Annotated in this window: 24 protein-coding genes and 1 tRNA gene; 2 read left to right on the top strand and 23 right to left on the bottom strand. The window is 30.0% G+C overall.

Going from position 1 to position 18,244, the window contains the following annotated elements; genetic code table 11:
• Positions 1-101 precede the first annotated feature (101 nt).
• The 10 genes from ACTHW2_RS00655 to zupT form a co-directional block, all read right to left on the bottom strand.
• Positions 102-974, bottom strand: a complete 873-nt coding sequence (locus ACTHW2_RS00655) for a PSP1 domain-containing protein (protein WP_442261781.1) — start codon at positions 972-974, stop codon at positions 102-104.
• A 10-nt stretch (positions 975-984) separates the two neighbouring features.
• Positions 985-1,953, bottom strand: coding sequence for a DNA polymerase III subunit delta' (gene holB / locus ACTHW2_RS00650; protein ID WP_442261780.1), 969 nt, complete (start codon positions 1,951-1,953; stop codon positions 985-987).
• A 13-nt stretch (positions 1,954-1,966) separates the two neighbouring features.
• Positions 1,967-2,251: a cyclic-di-AMP receptor gene (locus tag ACTHW2_RS00645; RefSeq protein WP_442261779.1), complete on the bottom strand. Its 285-nt coding sequence runs from the start codon at positions 2,249-2,251 to the stop codon at positions 1,967-1,969.
• 10 nt (positions 2,252-2,261) lie between these two features.
• A complete protein-coding gene (locus ACTHW2_RS00640; RefSeq protein ID WP_442261778.1) occupies positions 2,262-2,588 on the bottom strand; it encodes a cyclic-di-AMP receptor in 327 nt (108 codons plus the stop codon).
• Positions 2,589-2,593: 5 nt separating this feature from the next.
• The gene (tmk, locus tag ACTHW2_RS00635; RefSeq protein WP_442261777.1) at positions 2,594-3,223 is read right to left on the bottom strand and encodes a dTMP kinase; all 630 of its coding nucleotides are present in this window, start codon (positions 3,221-3,223) and stop codon (positions 2,594-2,596) included.
• Positions 3,224-3,352: 129 nt separating this feature from the next.
• The gene (locus ACTHW2_RS00630; protein ID WP_442261776.1) at positions 3,353-3,544 is read right to left on the bottom strand and encodes a sigma factor G inhibitor Gin; all 192 of its coding nucleotides are present in this window, start codon (positions 3,542-3,544) and stop codon (positions 3,353-3,355) included.
• A 107-nt stretch (positions 3,545-3,651) separates the two neighbouring features.
• On the bottom strand, positions 3,652-4,467 hold the full coding sequence (locus ACTHW2_RS00625) for a hypothetical protein (protein WP_442261775.1): 816 nt from the start codon (positions 4,465-4,467) through the stop codon (positions 3,652-3,654).
• Positions 4,468-4,563: 96 nt separating this feature from the next.
• Positions 4,564-5,211 (bottom strand): 50S ribosomal protein L25, encoded by a 648-nt coding sequence (locus tag ACTHW2_RS00620; protein ID WP_442261774.1) that lies wholly within the window; start codon positions 5,209-5,211, stop codon positions 4,564-4,566.
• A 123-nt stretch (positions 5,212-5,334) separates the two neighbouring features.
• Complete coding sequence (locus ACTHW2_RS00615) at positions 5,335-5,595, bottom strand: pro-sigmaK processing inhibitor BofA family protein (protein ID WP_442261773.1); 261 nt, start codon at positions 5,593-5,595, stop codon at positions 5,335-5,337.
• A gap of 65 nt (positions 5,596-5,660) precedes the next feature.
• A complete protein-coding gene (gene zupT / locus ACTHW2_RS00610) occupies positions 5,661-6,488 on the bottom strand; it encodes a zinc transporter ZupT (protein WP_442261772.1) in 828 nt (275 codons plus the stop codon).
• A gap of 108 nt (positions 6,489-6,596) precedes the next feature.
• Between zupT and ACTHW2_RS00605 the strand changes: the two genes are divergently transcribed.
• Positions 6,597-6,672: transfer RNA gene (locus tag ACTHW2_RS00605), tRNA-Val, on the top strand.
• Between the two features lie 114 nt (positions 6,673-6,786).
• Here ACTHW2_RS00605 and ACTHW2_RS00600 read toward each other — a convergent pair.
• Together ACTHW2_RS00600 and ACTHW2_RS00595 are read right to left on the bottom strand one after the other, a co-directional pair.
• Positions 6,787-7,431 carry an undecaprenyl diphosphate synthase family protein gene (locus ACTHW2_RS00600; RefSeq protein WP_442261771.1) on the bottom strand — a complete coding sequence of 215 codons (645 nt, stop codon included), beginning with the start codon at positions 7,429-7,431 and terminating at the stop codon, positions 6,787-6,789.
• A gap of 133 nt (positions 7,432-7,564) precedes the next feature.
• Positions 7,565-9,670 carry a cell wall-binding repeat-containing protein gene (locus tag ACTHW2_RS00595; protein ID WP_442261770.1) on the bottom strand — a complete coding sequence of 702 codons (2,106 nt, stop codon included), beginning with the start codon at positions 9,668-9,670 and terminating at the stop codon, positions 7,565-7,567.
• 256 nt (positions 9,671-9,926) lie between these two features.
• Between ACTHW2_RS00595 and ACTHW2_RS00590 the strand changes: the two genes are divergently transcribed.
• On the top strand, positions 9,927-10,412 hold the full coding sequence (locus ACTHW2_RS00590; protein ID WP_442261769.1) for a hypothetical protein: 486 nt from the start codon (positions 9,927-9,929) through the stop codon (positions 10,410-10,412).
• 67 nt (positions 10,413-10,479) lie between these two features.
• Here the strand turns inward: ACTHW2_RS00590 and ACTHW2_RS00585 are convergent, their stop codons facing one another.
• From ACTHW2_RS00585 to ACTHW2_RS00535, 11 genes are all read right to left on the bottom strand, one after another.
• Positions 10,480-11,040, bottom strand: coding sequence for an accessory gene regulator ArgB-like protein (locus ACTHW2_RS00585; protein ID WP_442261768.1), 561 nt, complete (start codon positions 11,038-11,040; stop codon positions 10,480-10,482).
• 11 nt (positions 11,041-11,051) lie between these two features.
• On the bottom strand, positions 11,052-11,195 hold the full coding sequence (locus tag ACTHW2_RS00580) for a cyclic lactone autoinducer peptide (RefSeq protein WP_442261767.1): 144 nt from the start codon (positions 11,193-11,195) through the stop codon (positions 11,052-11,054).
• 137 nt (positions 11,196-11,332) lie between these two features.
• Entirely contained in the window at positions 11,333-12,037 is a 705-nt protein-coding gene (locus tag ACTHW2_RS00575) for a sensor histidine kinase (protein ID WP_442261766.1), read from the bottom strand.
• Positions 12,038-12,298: 261 nt separating this feature from the next.
• Entirely contained in the window at positions 12,299-12,841 is a 543-nt protein-coding gene (locus ACTHW2_RS00570; protein ID WP_442261765.1) for a TIGR01440 family protein, read from the bottom strand.
• A gap of 122 nt (positions 12,842-12,963) precedes the next feature.
• The gene (locus tag ACTHW2_RS00565) at positions 12,964-13,554 is read right to left on the bottom strand and encodes a nucleotidyltransferase family protein (RefSeq protein ID WP_442261764.1); all 591 of its coding nucleotides are present in this window, start codon (positions 13,552-13,554) and stop codon (positions 12,964-12,966) included.
• Positions 13,555-13,583: 29 nt separating this feature from the next.
• Entirely contained in the window at positions 13,584-14,699 is a 1,116-nt protein-coding gene (locus ACTHW2_RS00560; protein WP_442261763.1) for an ABC transporter substrate-binding protein, read from the bottom strand.
• 19 nt (positions 14,700-14,718) lie between these two features.
• On the bottom strand, positions 14,719-15,486 hold the full coding sequence (locus tag ACTHW2_RS00555) for an ABC transporter ATP-binding protein (RefSeq protein WP_442261762.1): 768 nt from the start codon (positions 15,484-15,486) through the stop codon (positions 14,719-14,721).
• Entirely contained in the window at positions 15,486-16,514 is a 1,029-nt protein-coding gene (locus ACTHW2_RS00550; protein WP_442261761.1) for a FecCD family ABC transporter permease, read from the bottom strand. The genes ACTHW2_RS00555 and ACTHW2_RS00550 overlap by 1 nt, the downstream gene beginning before the upstream one ends.
• Positions 16,515-16,820: 306 nt before the next feature.
• Positions 16,821-17,228, bottom strand: coding sequence for a (2Fe-2S)-binding protein (locus ACTHW2_RS00545; protein WP_442261760.1), 408 nt, complete (start codon positions 17,226-17,228; stop codon positions 16,821-16,823).
• On the bottom strand, positions 17,212-17,838 hold the full coding sequence (locus ACTHW2_RS00540) for an FAD binding domain-containing protein (RefSeq protein ID WP_442261759.1): 627 nt from the start codon (positions 17,836-17,838) through the stop codon (positions 17,212-17,214). The genes ACTHW2_RS00545 and ACTHW2_RS00540 overlap by 17 nt, the downstream gene beginning before the upstream one ends.
• On the bottom strand, positions 17,825-18,244 hold a 420-nt coding region (locus tag ACTHW2_RS00535; protein WP_442261758.1), incomplete at its 5' end, for a molybdopterin cofactor-binding domain-containing protein. The genes ACTHW2_RS00535 and ACTHW2_RS00540, both read right to left, overlap by 14 nt.

Genomic DNA, 18,244 nt, shown 5'->3' with positions numbered 1-18,244 from the left:
CACTCATCATTTATAACATATGCCATCTATTCCACCCCCTAGAAATTTTATCTATCTATATTTTAACAGATTTTCAACAAAAATCAAACTGTTTTTTATTTTTACATATTATCAGAAGAATCTCCGCTTCTCTTTAGTGAATTTAAAAATGAACTATCTCTTTCTCCTGTAAGTTTTATATCTTTTATAGGATATTTAAATACATCTTCACTTCCATCTTCAAGTGCAACCCTTACCTTTACAGTTTCAAGTAGTGTATAAGTATAGACTATAGTTCCAGCACCCACTTCAGTTATAACTATATCTCCAAGATTTGGCATTCTACTGTGCGCATCTTCGTAAGCTTCTTCTTCATATTTTAAACAGCACATAAGTCTACCACAAAGTCCAGATATTTTAGAAGGATTTAAAGATAGGTTTTGTTCTTTTGCCATCTTTATAGATACAGGTTCAAAATCTCCTAAAAATTGAATACAGCAACAAGGTTTACCACAAGGACCCAGTCCTCCAAGCATCTTTGCCTCATCTCTTACACCTATTTGTCTCAATTCTATTCTAGTTTTAAATATAGCTGCTAGATCTTTTACAAGATTTCTAAAGTCTATTCTTCCATCTGCTGTAAAATAAAATATTATTTTATTATTATCAAATGTATATTCCACATCTATGATTTTCATTTCTAAATTATGAAGTTCTACTTTTTCTTCACATATTTTATGGGCTGCCTTTGCTAGTTTCATGTTTTCCCTATGGACTATAAAGTCCTTATCTTCTGCAATTCTAAGTACATTTTTAAGAGGAGATACTATCTCTTCTTCTTCTATAAACTTTGGTCCAACAGCAACAACACCGAATTCAATCCCACGAGCTGTTTCTACTATTACAAAATCATTTAATTCTATATCAAAATCACAAGGATCAAAATAATATATCTTTCCTACTTTCTTAAATCTTACTCCTACTACTTTTACCATCCTTTACCCCCTATATATTAAGAAGCATAGCTTCTATTGCCAATTTATAGTTTATGTTTCTCTTTATAATGTCTTTAGTTTCCATTATATTTATTATTATATCACTTATCTTATTAAAATCCATAAATGAATGTTGGGAAAGCAAGTGAATTTTATCTTTATTTATGATAAGTGGGCTATTTCCTATTTTTTTGTAGAGTAAAAGATCCCTAAAATAATATATAATTATATCTAATATTTCTCCTATGTCTTCTTCATATTTATTAAAAAAGTCCATAGAATAAAATATCTTTGTCTTGTCTCCAAGGATAATTGGGTTTAAAATTTTTAAAACTTCTTCTCTTTTTCCAAATAGTTCATCATTTTTGGATAGTTCTATGCTTTTTCCTATTGCCCCTTTAGTGAATTCAGTTATAAACTTAGCATCTTCTTTTGATTTGCCATATTCCTTTATTAGTAGATTTTGGATTTTCTCCTTTGGAACTGGAAAAAAGTTTATCAGCTGGACTCTAGAAAGTATAGTTTGTAGGAGTTTAAAAGGTTCAGAACTAGTTAATATAATATGTACATATGGTGGCGGCTCCTCTAGAGTTTTTAGGAGTTTGTTTGTACTTTCTTTATTCATAAGATGTGCTTCTTCTATTAGAATAACTTTTTTACTTGAATTTATAGGAGTTGTTGGCATTTTCCTTTGTAACTTTTCTATCTCAGCCTTTCTTATCATGTTTTTTTCTGGTTCTATATGTAAAAAATCTGGATTTGTAGAACTATCAAATCTCTTACAAGATACACAGTTGTTACAAGGCTTTTCTTCATCAGCTAGACAAAGAAGTGCTTTGCTAAAGGCATAAGAAAGCTTTTTCTTTCCTATGCCTTTTTCTCCTTGAAATAAATATGCGTGACTTGTAGTTCCATCTTTTATAGATTTTTTTAAGCTTTTGATTATGTTTTCATGTCCTATTATATCTTTAAAATCCATATATGCCCCTCATCTACAGTCTTATGTGGTCGTGTATATCTACAACAAATAAATTTGCTCCACCTACTATTATCTCTTCTTTTCCTTCTTTTATTTTCTTGATTTTAGTTTGTTCACCTATAAGTTCAGTTATATGATCTATTTCTTCTTCTTCTGTACCTATTAGAAGAGTGGTGTTTCCGGACTTTAAAAAACCTCCAGTAGAAGAGAGTCTGGTTGTCCTAATCTTGTTATCCATAAGTGTTCTTATTACTTTATTTACGTATTCATCTTGTATTATTGCAATTATAAGTTTCATCTGTTCCCTCCTAAAGTCTAATATGTCTTTCTACATCTAATATAAATAGTGTTGCTCCTCCAACTTTTACTTCTAAGGGATAGGGTATATATGTATCCCCTGGCATTGTAACTGTCATAAGTGAGGTAGTTATCTCTCTTGTTTTACAGTTTCTTTCTATTAAATCTACTACAGGCTTTATTTCTTCTTCTTCTATACCTATTAAAAGAGTAGTATTACCTGCTTTTAAAAAGCCTCCAGTAGATGTAAGTTTTGTAACTCTATATTGGTGTCCTGTTAAATCTTCTATAAGGCTTGGAGCATCTTGGTCTTGTACTATAGCCACTATAAGTTTCATCTACATCACCCCCTTTGTCTTATTGCTTTATTTATCTTATCTATTGCTTGTTCTAAGACTTCTTCAATAGATCCATTTGCATCTATTATTTCTATGTTTTCAGGATAAATTTTTAAGAGGTCCATATAACCATTATATACTTTTTCATGAAAATCATTACCTAAGTTTTCAAGTCTATCGGCATCTCCATTTCCAAATTTTCTCTCCAATGTTTTTTTAGGATCTATATGAAAAAATAAGGTTAGATCTGGATATACATCTCCTATTGCAAAGTCGTTTATGGCTTTTACCTTTTTTATTCCAAGTTCTCTGCCAACTCCTTGATAAGCAAGGCTTGAAAGAATAAACCTGTCACATAAGACTACTTTTCCAGCCTTAAGACCAGGGAGAATCTTTTCATGTATATGTTGCCCTCGAGATGCTGCATATAGTAGAGCTTCTGTTTGATAGCTCATATTTGTGTTTTTATTATCTAATATTATATCTCTTATCTCTTCGCCAATAGCTGTTCCGCCAGGTTCACGTGTTTTTATAAATTCAATTCCTTCTTTTTCTAAATATTCTCCAATTAATCCTATAATTGTAGATTTACCTGAACCATCTGGCCCTTCCAATGTAATAAATACACCATTCAAATCTTAACAGCCCCTTTAATTTTACTACTATTTAATGTTAATTATAACTCATTGAGCTGACTATTTCCACTAATTAAATATAAGTTTTGTATTTGAATATATACCCACTAAAAAACAAAAAACTCTGTATTAATTTACAGAGTTTAGTATTAGTGGAGTATTTACATAATATCCTAAAAATATCCTCATTAAATTCTTATAATAATCATAGTTGGCATCTTCTATATTTAAATTTTCTATTTCACCCAAACAACTTTTACATATTTTTAAATTAAATATACTAATATTTTCCTTGGAATTTCCACATATATTACAATACATATACATCATCCCCTAACTATTTTACTTAGGATTATTTCCTATAGTAATATATTTATTCAAATGATATGATTTTAGTGCGTGTCTCCATAAGATTTACATAAAAGTCTTTAAATATCTCTAATCCTACTATCTCCCTTTCTCAAGTTTACTAGGGTATATCCTTCCACTACTAGAAGAAGCAAAATAGCTGCTACAACTGTAAATATAATAGAGCTGTAGTTGGAACTCCAACCACTATTTGAAGTATGTTTTATATATATACCTATATATGCCCATATAACAGTAAGACCATAAGCTAGGTCTTTATTTCTTATAATAGTAAGTGAAGCTATTATAAGGCCTACTATGATAACTAGGATAGTCCAAAAGGTTTCCGGAAGACCGAATCCATCAAAACCTAGTTTTACAAGCAATGTTGTTACATTTGCTATTGTTGCAACTGTGATCCATCCCATATACACAGAAAAGGGTAGTCTAATAAAAAAATAATCTTTTAAAGATGATCTCATCTTACGAGTTTTATTGTTTATTAATATAAGTAAAACTAAAATAGCTATAATAATAATAAGTGATACTTCTATAATTTTATAATGCCAGGTAAATATCCATACTGTATTTAAAACTGATGTAAGTGCAAAGTATATTCCTATTTTTTGAAATAAATCTTCCCTGTGTGAATCATTTTTCTTTTGAAATATTCCAAATTGATATATTATATAAAAAAATAGAAGAGCATATATAACTCCCCATACAGAAAATGTTACACCTGCCGGTGCAAATAAGTTTTCATATGAGTCTGAAACCTCACCTGTCATAACTCCATTTATTGGAATTATGTTTGCAAGACCATTTGTAATAACCATTATAAGATAGGTTATTAAAACTGTTATTTTTAAATTTAAATTAGTCCTATTTATCTTCACGTTAATCCCTCCTTGGGTCAATTATTTATATTATACCCAAGAAATGTAATTTTGGACAAGAAAAAAACAGATAAATTAATTTATCTGTTTTAAAGATTATTCTTCTTCCTTTTCATCTTCACCTATTACTGGAACATCTGCTGCATCTGCTTCTTCATCTAATTCGTCTTCGTCCTCTTCTTCTTCAAGATCTGGTTCAGATAGAGTACATACTACAATATCTTCTTCTGTTAGTATAGTTATGTCTTCATCTTTTGCTATATCTAGGTCACTAACAAATAGTGGATCAACAAAGTCCATATCAGTTACGTCTACATCTGCTGTATTTGGAATATTGTTAGGCAGACATTCTATTTCTACTTCGTTTAATAACTGAGTAAGTACTGATGGTTGAAGTTTTATTTCGTCTCTACCTACTAAGTTAACAGGTATCATAACATTTAATACTTCGTCCATGTTTAGTTCTAAAAAGTCTATGTGAAGTACTTCGTTTTTCACAGGATGTTTTTGAACTTCTCTTACTATTACTGAATGTGTTTCACCGTCTAAATCTAGATCTATTACTGAAGTAGTTCCAGCATTTCTAAATGTTAGTTGAAAGTCTCTTTCATCAACTTGTAAGCTTTTTGTTTCTTCCCCTTTTTTATATATTACTCCAGGAATTAACTTTTCTGCTCTAAGTTTATTTACTTTATTGCTTCCGATGTTTTCTCTTTTTGTTGCCTTCATTTTATATGATGCCATTAATGCTTCCTCCTCTTATCTTCATTGTTTGCATATAGTATATATATCATATCTATATTTTTTTTGCAAATATTTTTATGCCATTTTTGCTCATTATAATATATCTCTTATTAACTTTTTATTTTATAGTATAAAATTAAAAACTAATAAAAGTATTACTCCTGGTACACCTAAAAACCCAACTATAATAGCATTCAATGGATTGATTGCTAAGCTTAAATTAAACATGCCTCCTATTATATTAAATAGAAATAAAAACACTCCACCTGCAATTCCATTCATAAGTAGCTTTACTAGTAACTTAAGAGGTACCACAAGAATCATACCAACTACATATACAAGTATTAGTCCTGCTAGGTAAAAAAGTATTGTAGTTATATCCATATAAACCCTCCTTATATCTTATTATACTATAAATATAGGGTAAGATGAATACAATTATTCCTATTTTAATGACTATGTCCAAAAAACATAAGACTTATTGCCATAATAAACATCCCAAATATGGTTCCATAGACTGAAAAGTGATGATCTTCATATTGTTGGGCTGTTGGTATTAATTCATCTAGAGATACAAATATCATTATTCCAGATATAATAGCAAATAATATTCCAAATAACATATCACTAAAGAAGTTAGAAAAAATAGCGTATCCTACTATTGCACCAAGCGGTTGACATAAGCCTACTAAACTTGAGTATAGAAAAGCCCTTTTTTTACTTCCAGTTGAATAGTATATGGGTACTGAAATTGCTATGCTAAGGGGTATATTATGAAGAACAACTGCTACTGCCAGTGGAATAGCTATTGTAATATCCTTAAGACCTGCCGTAAAGATAGCTAAGCCTTCTGGAAGATTGTGTATTGCAATAGATACAGCTGTCATAAGTCCAAGTTTTTGCAAATGATTTTTTTCTTCATTTTCAGCGTGTGATTCACTGTGTGAATGAACCTCATCTATATCATGATGGTGATGTCCTCCAAAACTGTGAACCCATTTTTCAAGCAGAGCTGTAAATATTATTCCTCCAAAAAAGGATGCTAAGACTATTAAATGTCCTTTTCTCCCAGGAACTGCATCTTCTATCATATGCATTCCTTCAGGAAGTATTTCCATAAAAGATATATATATCATAATTCCAGCTGAAAAACTCAGCGCAAAACTTAAAATTTTCTTGTTTTCATCTTCAACTAAAAATGAAAAAAGACTTCCAAGTCCCATTGTAAGTCCTACAAGTAATGTAAGTATAAAACTCATTAAAACATTTGAATCCATGATAAGACCACCTTATTTTCAATTTAAAATTTCTTTTCCCTATATAAATACTGGTAAACATTTGTTGAACATCTTAAAACTTTGTGATAAACTTAAGTAGTATATTTGGGGCGATTAACTCAGTTGGTAGAGTGTCACCTCGACAAGGTGAAAGTCGTAGGTTCGAGTCCTATATCGCCCACCAATTAATAAGAAATTCCTTCTCCTAACACTTCATATAGAAAATTTATCATCTCATACAAATGTTAAAGTATCACACTCTAATGATAAAAGAAAAAGAGGATAAATGCAAGTGAATTTATCCTCCAAGTGTAATATCTTGAACATTGTACCAATCTAACGCTGAACTAAAGTGATCTTCATCAAAATCTGGCCAATAATCTTCAACTATAAAAAAGTCTGAGTAGACTGCCTGTAGTGGTAGAAACCCGCTAAGCCTTCTTCTTCCACCCCATCTAATTATCAAATCTACTCTTGAAATATCTTTAGATTTTAATAAATCTATTGGATTTATAGACTTTTTTTCTTCATTTTTTAAGTTTTCAACATCCCATTTCCAGTCATAGTTTACTAAAAAGTTTACCTTTATACCACCTTTCCCAAATTTTTTTCTGGTTTTAGTGTAAGGTCTTAACTCTTCTGGAAACATTTTAGAGTCAGTATTTCCTATAACAAGAAGTTCTGCATTTTCTTTTGTGAGAAGCTCTACTGCTTCTATACATGCTTTTGTAAATGCAAGTCTTTGTATTCTTGGTCTTTTGGTATTATCAGATGTAAATCCATAAAAGGTAAGTTCTTTTATACCTGCCTTTTCACACAGTTTAAATACTTCAAGTCCAGGATTTAAACCACTACTATATCCTTTATCTTTAGTTAAACCATTGTTTTCTGCCCATCTTCTATTCCCATCAGGTATAACTGCTAAATGTTTTGGCACTCTCATATAAGCACTTCCTTTCATCTACCTATTATTTCCATAAGTTAATTTTTCATACAATTAGAAGAAAAACGTAAAAATTTTAGATAAAAAAACAAGTTATAGATTTTGAAATCTATAACTTGTTTTTATTTTAAATTTAATTTTTATATTCCATCCCTAATTGTCCAAGTATTGCTGAAGTTACTGCTTTTACTATTTGATCCTCTTTTGTATCATATATGTGATTATCCCCTTCATTAGATATAAAACCAAGTTCTATTAAAACAGCTGGTGCTTTAGTTTTAGCTAATACAGTAAAGTTTGCAAACTTTTCTCCTTTTCTTTCAGTGTAGCCTACACCTACAAGGCTTTTTTGTATAGATTTTGCTAATGCTTTAGATTTCCAACTACTCAATTTGGTAGTCCAAACTTCAACACCTTCAGCACTAGGTTTACTAAAAGCGTTTCTGTGAAATGATACAAAGTAATTATAGTCTTTCTTATTTGAAAATGCAGCTCTATTACTTAAGCTTACATATTTATCTGTAGTACGGGTTTCGTCTACTATAACTCCATGACGTCTAAGGTCTTTTGCAACTAGTTTTCCCATTTTTATTGTATCGTCTTTTTCTCTTCTTATAACAGTGTCTTTACTATTTCTAAGTAGAGCACCTGGATCTGAACCTCCGTGCCCATAGTCAAGACAAACCATAGCTTGTCCTGGCTTTGGTTCGTCAGGTTTTGGTTTTTCAACAGGCTCATCTTCTGGAACTATCTCTACCTTAATATATTTATTGCTAACATAGCCTTCTTTACTATTATATTTAATCTTACTCCAGCTACCATGATCACTTACAAATTTTACCTCTTTACCTCTTGGTATTGTTAATATTTTATTGTTTGGTTTTACACCTATACTTGACCTCATGTTTAAATCAGCCGTGGTAGAATATTTTTTTCTTTGTCCAGGTTCTGGTTTAGGTTCTGGATTTGGTTTTGGCTCTAATTTATTTTTTATAGATTTAAACATACTATCACTTATAACAGAGTCTCCACCTAATATATAAGATTTTACATCTACTTTTCCTATACAGTGCAAAGCACCTTCTGTAACTTGTCCTTCATTAGTTAAAATTATTGGGGCATTTTTCTTTGCTGCAAAGTATCCACCTATAAGTGCATCTGTATATCTATGTCCATTTGCAACTACTGTACTATCACGATTTGCAAAGTATGTGTCACATATAGTTATAGATGTTTGTATTCTATTATTACCAGATATCCTTTTTACTTTTCCGACTCCAACAGTATTTTCAAGTTCATTTTTACCTTTTTCACTAATTCTTGATTCTCCACCTACTATAGTTACTTCTTCTATATCTTTTTCCTTTAAAAAATCAGCTACTCTAGAAGGTACACTGTCCTTTTTCATTATAAGGATTGGTATTCCGTCTCTTGCGGCTACAGGACCTATTGCAAGTGCATCTACAAGTGAGCTGTATTCAATTACGAATGCTTTAGATGCTTTACTAAGTCCACTTTTATAATCATAATAATCTGAAGCTACATTTATAGCTGTTTCTATTCTAGAGCTACCTTCAATTCTTTTTACTTCATATCCTTTACTTCTTAATCCGTTTTCAACAGTTTTATATATTACATTTTCCCCACCTAATATAACAATTCTTTCAGGATTAAGTCTTTCTAATTCAGCTAAAAGCTTAGTATCTATTTTGTTCTTATAAGTTAAAAGAAGCGGTGCATCTTCTTGACCTGCAACAAATGTAGCAGTTAGAGCATCAGCCTGTCCATCATAGCCTGCTAATAAAACTGTATCAACTTTTTCACCTTTATATGCTGCTTGACTTACCTTTATAGATGTTTCAACTCTATTTTTTCCTTCTATTCTTTCTATGTATTTATTTGATTCACTAAAGGTTTGTAAGTTCATTTTCTGCGGCTCATCTTCATTAGTCTTAACTTCTTCTTTTTCTTTTTCCTCTATTTCTGTTGCTGTTTCTGCTTCCATTTCTTCTTTCTTTTCTACTATTTGCGTTTCTTCATTTGTTTCTGTTTCTGATTCTAGATTTGTTTCTTCTAATTCTAATTGATCTGTCTCACTTAATTTATCTATTTCACTTTTTTCTTCCACCTCATTAAGTGCTTGTGATTCAGATGAATTAACATTCCCTGCATCTACTATCCCGGGCAGCATAATGGCTAACAATAAAATAATAGATATAAATTTACTAATTCTTTTCATTAGATCTCCTCCTGTCATTTCTTATGAGTTATAGGCTTATAAATTATAGTTTATATGTATAGTGTAACTATGTATGTATAATGTAATTATATAATACTTGCAAAAATATGCAATAACTTTTAGTAATAAAAAACATCTATAGTAGTTTATATATCCTAATTTGGGTATATAGCTAGATATAAATAATATAGGATAGGATTATATTGTATTATTTATATACTCTAGATAAAAACGTTCTTTTGAAAGGAGAATTTTTATGAAACGTAAATTAAAGCTAATATTAGCTTTAGTCTTAGTACTTAGTATAACTGCTTGTGCTAATGATGATGGCCCAGATGTAGATGATTCTACACCTCCAGTTGAAGAGAGTGAAGAGCCTGAAGATGACACAGATGTTGACAAAGAGCAAGGAGACCAAGAAGAACCTGAAACTACACCTGAAAATGAAGTATCAGATAAATGGCCGGATGATTTTATGCCACAAGCTCCTAAGTTGGCCGGAGAGATAGTTGTAGCTAAAGAAGAAGGACCCAAAAAGATGTTTCTAGAGTTTGATGATATATCACATAATGAGGCAAGTGATTATGTAGATTCTATTAAAGAAGCAGGATTTACTGACAATACTAATGAAGAAAACAACTCTAATATTGTAAAATATAAGGGTATGGATAAAGAAAAGAATCTTATAGTATTTATTTGGAAAGAAGAAATAAATAAGTTAGAATTAATTAAAAAAGATTAGTTAAAATAAAAATAGGCTCTTACATTACTATATAGTAATGTAAGAGCCTATTTTCAAAGATTCACATTTAAATCCTTCCATTTTTAACTCTTCCAGCAATCATCATTAAACTTATCAAAAAAATTGCCAAAGAAATTGTAAATGAAAAAGTTTTAAATCCTAATAAATATAAGACTAAAACAGTTAAGGTTTCAATACCTAGTATAAGCCTTGTTTTTCTTCTATATAGATTGATTTGTATATAGTTTAATATCTTGTTTTTATCTTCAACAGGTGCAAGTGTATATACTATGATTCCTGAGAAAGTGCATAAAGTTATTATAAGTAATTTTGTAATTGGAATAACTTTAATTAATAACAAAGATACTATGATCAAGGCTATAGAGAAAAAATAGCATTTCATTTCTGTTTTAGCATGATACCCACCACCATAAGTACGTAAGGGTATGTATGTTACCATAAATATAAGAACTTCCCAAACTCTTTGAAAGAGAAATCCAATAAGCACAGCTGTCCCTATATTTATAATTATTAGCAAGGCTTGATGTAGTCCATAGGAATAGATTTCCCTTTCTCCATCTTCTATTATCCCATTGATAACAAAATAGCTTGTCATCTTTTCAATCATATTGCTTAACATTAATATTTAATAAGTTTCTCTGCACCCTTTGGTAGTTTAGGTTGATGCAAAAAGAATATACAACAAGTATTTACATTTAAAGATGTTACCATCAATGCTAAACTAGCTAGAACTCCACTAAATCTTAAAACCATTTTTTTCATACAGATTACCCCCAACTTTTTATTATATGATACCCCTTATCATATTATCTGTATCATATCATAAATTTTCCCATTATTCTCACTTTTTGTATAATATTATTTTGTTTTTTTATTTTTCATGTTAAAACTTTGACATTTTAATCAATATACATGGTAATCTCTACCTCAAATTCATTATCATCATGGTCTATATCCATAACTCCATCATATCTTTTTAATATTTTTTCAATGTTATTTAAACCGATTCCATGATTTTCTATATCTTTTTTAGATGTCTGGATTTTATCCTTTTCATAATAAACTGACCCAATAAATGTATTTTTTATATTAATAAATAATATCTCTTCTTTATATATTATTATAATATCTATCCATTTGTCATTTTCAGATTTAGATGTAGCTTCTATAGCATTATCTAATAGATTTCCTAAAATAACTACAATATCAAAAGATGCAATATTTATGGAAATTGGCACCTTTACTTCTAAAGATATAGCTATCTCTTTTTTACTTGCTTCATACAGTTTATGGTTTAAAATACTATCTATATCTATATTCCCAGAATTAGAAAACTCCTTTACTGTATAAACACTTTTAGTCATTTTATCTATATAATTACATGCTTTTTCATCTTCATTAATCTGAATATAACCCCTTACTATAGCCAAATGATTTGCTAAATCATGATTAAAGGCCCTAGTATTTTCATTAGTAGTATTCATAATTCCTAATTGTTTTTTATAGTATTTATTTTGTTCTTTTAGCATTGTCTTTTCAATTTTTTCTTCAAAAAACTTTGTTAAAGCATCATATAGATAAAATACAAAGATATTTAAGATCATGCTGGCCCCCTTATTTTAAGTTTTTAATGTCCTGACTTTCTGGATATTAATTTAATAATACTTCTATCTTTGACATCATACTCTGAATAAAATGTCGAAAATTGTATAATTTCAATTTAATTATACCAGTATATAATCATATAGTAAATCTAAAGTACAATATTGTATATATTTAATTCTATTAGACTAAATTAAAATTTTTAAAGAAATATCCTAGAATCGATTCTAGGATATTTCTTATGGACTATAAAAAGTTAAATTTTAGAAGTGTTTTGATCTATCTCCCCCTATTAGTTTAAACCTTGTTCTTATCATACTTAAATGGGCTTTTCCTATTTCTTTTATATCACTTCTTACAACTACTCCTATATTTTTTAAATGCATTCCTATAAATACATCACCTATATCTATACCAGCCTCTACCCCTACCTTTTCTACTACTACAGGGTCTTCTAAGATTTCCATAGCAGCAGTTGAAAATCCTCCACCAGCAGTTGGTACTGGCACTACATTTACAGGCTCTAAATCGTGCATTTTAGCATATTCTCTTTCTACTACTAAAGCCCTGTTTATATGTTCGCAAGATTGGACTACTGGATAAATATCGTTTTCTTTTAGCACATCCACTATAGATTTTACTACTGCCTTTGCTACTTCAAGGTTTGTCTTAGAACCTAGATGTTCTCCCATTACTTCACTTGTACTTCCACCTATAACTACTGCATTTTTAGGATCTAGATTTGCCGCTTGTAAAAGTTCTAATGTTACCTTTTTTGCATCTCTTTCTATTTGTTTTAAATCCAAGAGTATCACTCCTTTTTCTTGTATTTTCAATGTTTTACCTATAATTATATTGTAGCATAAAGTTTAAATTTATTGAAATATAAAATAGCTATACCATGTTAATAAATATCACAAAGACATCTCTAAAAAGTATAATCATATAAAAAACTTCTAAGTCTATTTAAATCTTCTATTGAATCTATATCTATTCCAATCTTTTCATCATCAATATTAACTATATGGACATCACTTAAGTTTCTTTTTATTACATCTCTTCCACCTTTATCACCAGATACATTTAATAGTTCATCCCTATATATATTTGATAATATAAGAGGCATCCCTCTTTTCTTCCTGTAATATGGGATTGCAATAGTTGATTTGGAATCTTTATATTCCTTTATTAATCGATTTATAGTATCTGAATCAAGATATGGTTGATCTCCTACTATAAACATATAGGAGTTCTTCTTACCTGTATTTCTTATTCCAATCTTCATAGATTCTGACTGTCCTCTATCCGCCTTATTGTTTTGTATAGCTTTTATTCCATATCTATTAGCTATATGCTTAATTTTCTCATTTCTATATATAATTATGATTTTATCTAGCTTAGACTTAATGCAAGCATTTATAACCCTTTCTATTGTCTTTTCACCTTCAATTTCTATTAAAAGTTTATCCTTTCCCATCCTATTTGAAAATCCTGATGCTAGTATTATACCTGTAATCATACATTTTCTCCTTTAAAACTTTTAATTATTTACCTTGAGGTGTTTTTTAGTATATTATATAGCTCTTGTTCATTTAAATTATAATGATAAAATTCAAGATAAAATTCTTTTACTAGATCTCTCATATGATAATCGTATATTTCAGGATATAGTAAATTTCCTAACCATTGCAAACCTAGTATTCTATTTATAGATGGTGGCCTATCAAACCAATTGAATGGATTGTTTTCTATTTCATAAACTTCCTTATCTTTCACTGCATTTATATCTTTCCAAATTGGATCTGATAATATTCCAGAGTAATATCCTCCTCTTTCATCATCCCAAGATATTATTATATCGGGATTCCAAGATATTACTTGCTCTATTGATACTTGTGACTTTCCTTTTACATCTTTCGCTTCTACTTCTGCTACATTTTTTCCTCCTACCATATCTATAAGTTCAGCATGCCATGAACCTGACGGTTCTGTTTCCAATCCATTTGGTCCTTCTGCATAATATATACTTACTCGCTTATTTTCTTCTATATTCTGTCTTTTTTCTTTTATATCTTCTAATACATTGTATATATAATTTGATAGTTTTTCAGACCTTTGCTTCTCTCCCAGTATTTTTCCTAGAAGTTTATAGGATTCATCTAGTTTTTCTATATCATCATCTATCATAATTACTGGTATATCCAACTTATCTTCTAATCTTTCAGCTTTTTCTATACTCTCTTTATTTATTCCTACCATGTTTATTAAAATATCTGGATCTTGTTTAAGTAATTCTTCTGAATTAATAGATGACTTACCTGCACCTCCTAGATCAGGTAAACTATGGTACTTTTTATCAATATATCTTTTTTCCCCATCTTTTAATGTATAGTTCCATCCAATAATCTTTTCTGGAGATAGTGTATAAAGTACAATTGTTCCAACTGGTCCTGTTGAAAACACCTTTTCTATATTTTTAGGAAGCAAAACTTCCCTATCAGCCATATCTACTATTTTAAGTTGGTCATCGCTTATGTCTTCAGTAAATTCTTGATCAGCTTTATCAGGCTCTCCTCCAGTATCTACTGGTATATTAGTACATCCCGTAAAAATTGACATAAGCATATTTAAAGTAATAAGCCACACAATAACCCTTTTTTCCATTTATATCCCCCTTTTAAAATTATGTTAAACAAATCTTCCTTCTCTTACCTTCTACATAGACTTCTATTAATTTAAGCTCCATATCATATAACCTTTTAAGTCTTTCTTCTGTTAAATTTTTATTTGGTTTATTAATTTCAACTACATTTTTATCCTTTACTAGTAAGGCTTTTGTTCCGTAATTCAATGCTTGTTGTGGATAATGTGTTGCCATTAAAATAGTTATCCCCATATCTGAGCAATCTTTTAAATAGTTGAGGATAGAATTTTGATTTGCAAAGTCTAGATTGTTAGTAGGTTCATCCATTACTATTATTTTAGATTGTTGAGCTAGGGCTTGGGCGATTTTGACTAATTGCCTTTCCCCTCCACTCATTTGTGAATATATTTTATCTTTAAGATGTAATATATTTAGCCTTTCCATAGACTCTTTTGCTATTTGAATATCTTTTTTTAAAGGGCTTGATAATATAGGGATATATGAAGTTCTTCCCATTAAAACTATGTCCATTGCCCTATATTGAAAAGTAGAATTAAATGTTTGAGGTATATAACTTATTTTCTTAGCTCTTTTGCTCCACTTCCAGAATTTACTATTTACTCCATCTATAAAAACATCTCCCTTAAAGGGTATAAGTAATCCGACTATGGATTTTATTAGTGTAGACTTTCCTGAGCCATTAGGTCCCAAAATACATACTATATGACCCTTATTAACTGAAAAAGATACATTTTCTAAAATTTTATGTTTTCCATATCTACAGCTTAAGTTCTTAACCTCAAGCATTATCTTATCCTCCTTTTTCTATGCATTAATAAGAATATAAAAAGCGGTGCTCCAATTAGGGAAGTTAATATACCTAATGGTATTTCTACCGATGCAATAGTCCTTGATATATTATCAATAATAAGTAAGTAGGAAGCGCCTAACAATATTGTAGAAGGTATTAGTTCCATATAATTTGGCCCTACTATAGCCCTAGATAAATGTGGTATAACAAGTCCAATCCAGCCAACCATTCCACTTATAGATACTGCAGATGCTGTTATTAATGTTGAACATATTATTACTATCAGCTTCATTTTCTTAGTATCTATTCCTAATGTTTTAGCTTCATCTTCATCTAAAGTTAAGACATTTAAACGCCATCTTAAAATAAATAAAGGTATGATACCTATCATAATCGGAAATATTATAGTTTTAATATCTCCTATACTGATATCTGATAAGCTTCCCATAAGCCAAAATGTTATGGTAGGTAATTTGTCATTTGTGTCAGCAAGATATTTTATTAAAGAAGTTAAGGATGAAAATATGGATCCTATCAATACTCCCGTAATGACAAGTGATACTAAAGGGTCTTGGTTAATTTTACAACTAATAAAGTAGACTAGTCCCACTGCAAGAAGCCCAAATATAAAAGATGTAAGTTGTATTCCAGAACTTGAATATGATAAGAGTATAGCTAAAGACGCACCAAATGCTGCACCTGAAGAAACACCTAATATATCAGGTGATGCTAGGGGATTTTTAAATATGCCTTGATATACAAGACCCGATACTGAAAGGGAGGCTCCAACAAGTAAGGCTGCAAGAATCCTTGGAAATCTAATTTTAAATATGACAGTTTCAATAGACTTAGGCCAAGTAAGAGGAATATCTATAAATTTTGAAGAAAATACCCTTAACAATATTTTAATAGAAACACTATATCTTCCAATTACGAAGGAAAAAACAAATACTAAAATTGATATAAGGGCAAATAATTTTATATGACTGTAAGTGAATATCTTATTTCTACTATTGTTATTCAAGACCTTTCATCCTTTCATACCATTTTTTTATATCAATATTTTGCCATAATATTATATTTTTTGTTTTTAACATTATATAATATATGTAAGAGGTTTCAATCTTATGAAAGGGTTGAATATGCTACTTTAAATCTACAACTTATAGAGGTAAGATATGGTTGGTTTATGCACTTCCTTATATTCTAATTTTTATTCCTTTAGCTATTTTAGCTGTAGTATTTATAAAGAGAAAAAGAAAGTCTTAGTTACAATATAAAAGGACCTATAGATGAAACGCTTTTCCAAGCGTTCTATCTATAGGTACCTTTACATTTCATTATTAATAATTGAATTTATAGCATCTTCAATTTCTTGATAACTTGTACATCTACATATATTTGCATCTAGCCATTCTTCTATAGTTGCTTTATTTGCACCTGGGTGAACTTTAGATAGAGAGTGACAAACCATTAAAAATCCAGAGGTGCAATACCCACATTGGAAGCCAAAGTTTTCAACAAAAGCTTTTTGTATTGGAGCACCCTTTAATCCTTCTACCGTTTGTATTTTTTTATCTATAGCTTCTACCGTAAGCATCAAACATGATTTTATAGGCCAACCATCTATTAAAAGAGTACAAGCACCACAGTCTCCATTTTCACAGCCAGGTTTTACTCCTGTAAGGCCTAATTGTGTTCTTAATGTGTAAAGTAAAGTATCAGATGGTTTTATCATAAGATCTACTTCTTCTCCATTGACATTTAAACTTATCATAGTGCTTCCCTTTATTTCTTGTTCTTTTTACATGTAAATGTGGCAAATTTAAAAACTTTTGTGGCACTATAACCTTTACTAGTAATTCTCCTTTTTCTAGTTCTAGCCTTCCATTAAATATATCCTTTAAACACTCTTTTCTTTCACCATCTTTATCTCCTATAACAATTTTACTATTACTTACTAAGAGTGGTAACACTGCTTCCCTATATATAATAGTTCCGCATAGGTTACCTCCTATAGTTATCTTTCCTTGCATAGTATGGTCTGCTATTCTTTTCACTGTCATACTAAGGAGGGGAAATATATTTTCTTCAGTAATCCTAGTAAGTGTTACTCCTGCTCCTATTATTAAATTATCCCCTTCTAATCTATATTCATTACATTCTTTTATTTCTTTAATATCTATAACTGCTTCTGTATATACATTATTCATCCTTGCCATACTTATAAATTCACTTCCACCACCATAATAGATAGGTTCTTTCCCTGCCAAATCTAATTCATTAAATAATTTAACAGCATCTTTTATAGTATTTGGTCTATAGTATTCAAAATTAAATGGTATCATATTGCCCTCCTCTTGCAGTTTTCCATATTAATTCTGGTGAAATAGGTATCTGATGAAATTCTTCTTGTGTTGCTATTTCTATGGCATGGGTAAAGGCTGCAGGTATACCTAAAATACCATGTTCCCCTATTCCTCTTGCTCCAAAAGGAGCATCTATCTGAGGCGTTTCTATAAAGTCAACTATATATCTTGGTTGTTCACCAAAATGCATTAATTTATAAGTTCTAAGGGATGTATTTTCCAATATAGATTTTTCATTATATATAAATTCCTCCCTAGTTGCTAGGCCAAATCCCATACTCATACCACCCATTATTACACCTCTAGCCATTTTAGGATTGATAACCTTACCAACATCTAATACAGTTACAGCCTTAAGTAATCTATAAGTATGTATTTTAGGATT

This window comes from Tissierella sp., from assembly GCF_052089545.1.
Lineage (GTDB): Bacteria > Bacillota > Clostridia > Tissierellales > Tissierellaceae > Tissierella_A.
Note: the sequence above shows the minus strand (reverse complement) of the source record. Positions and strands in the feature narration are given on the sequence as shown.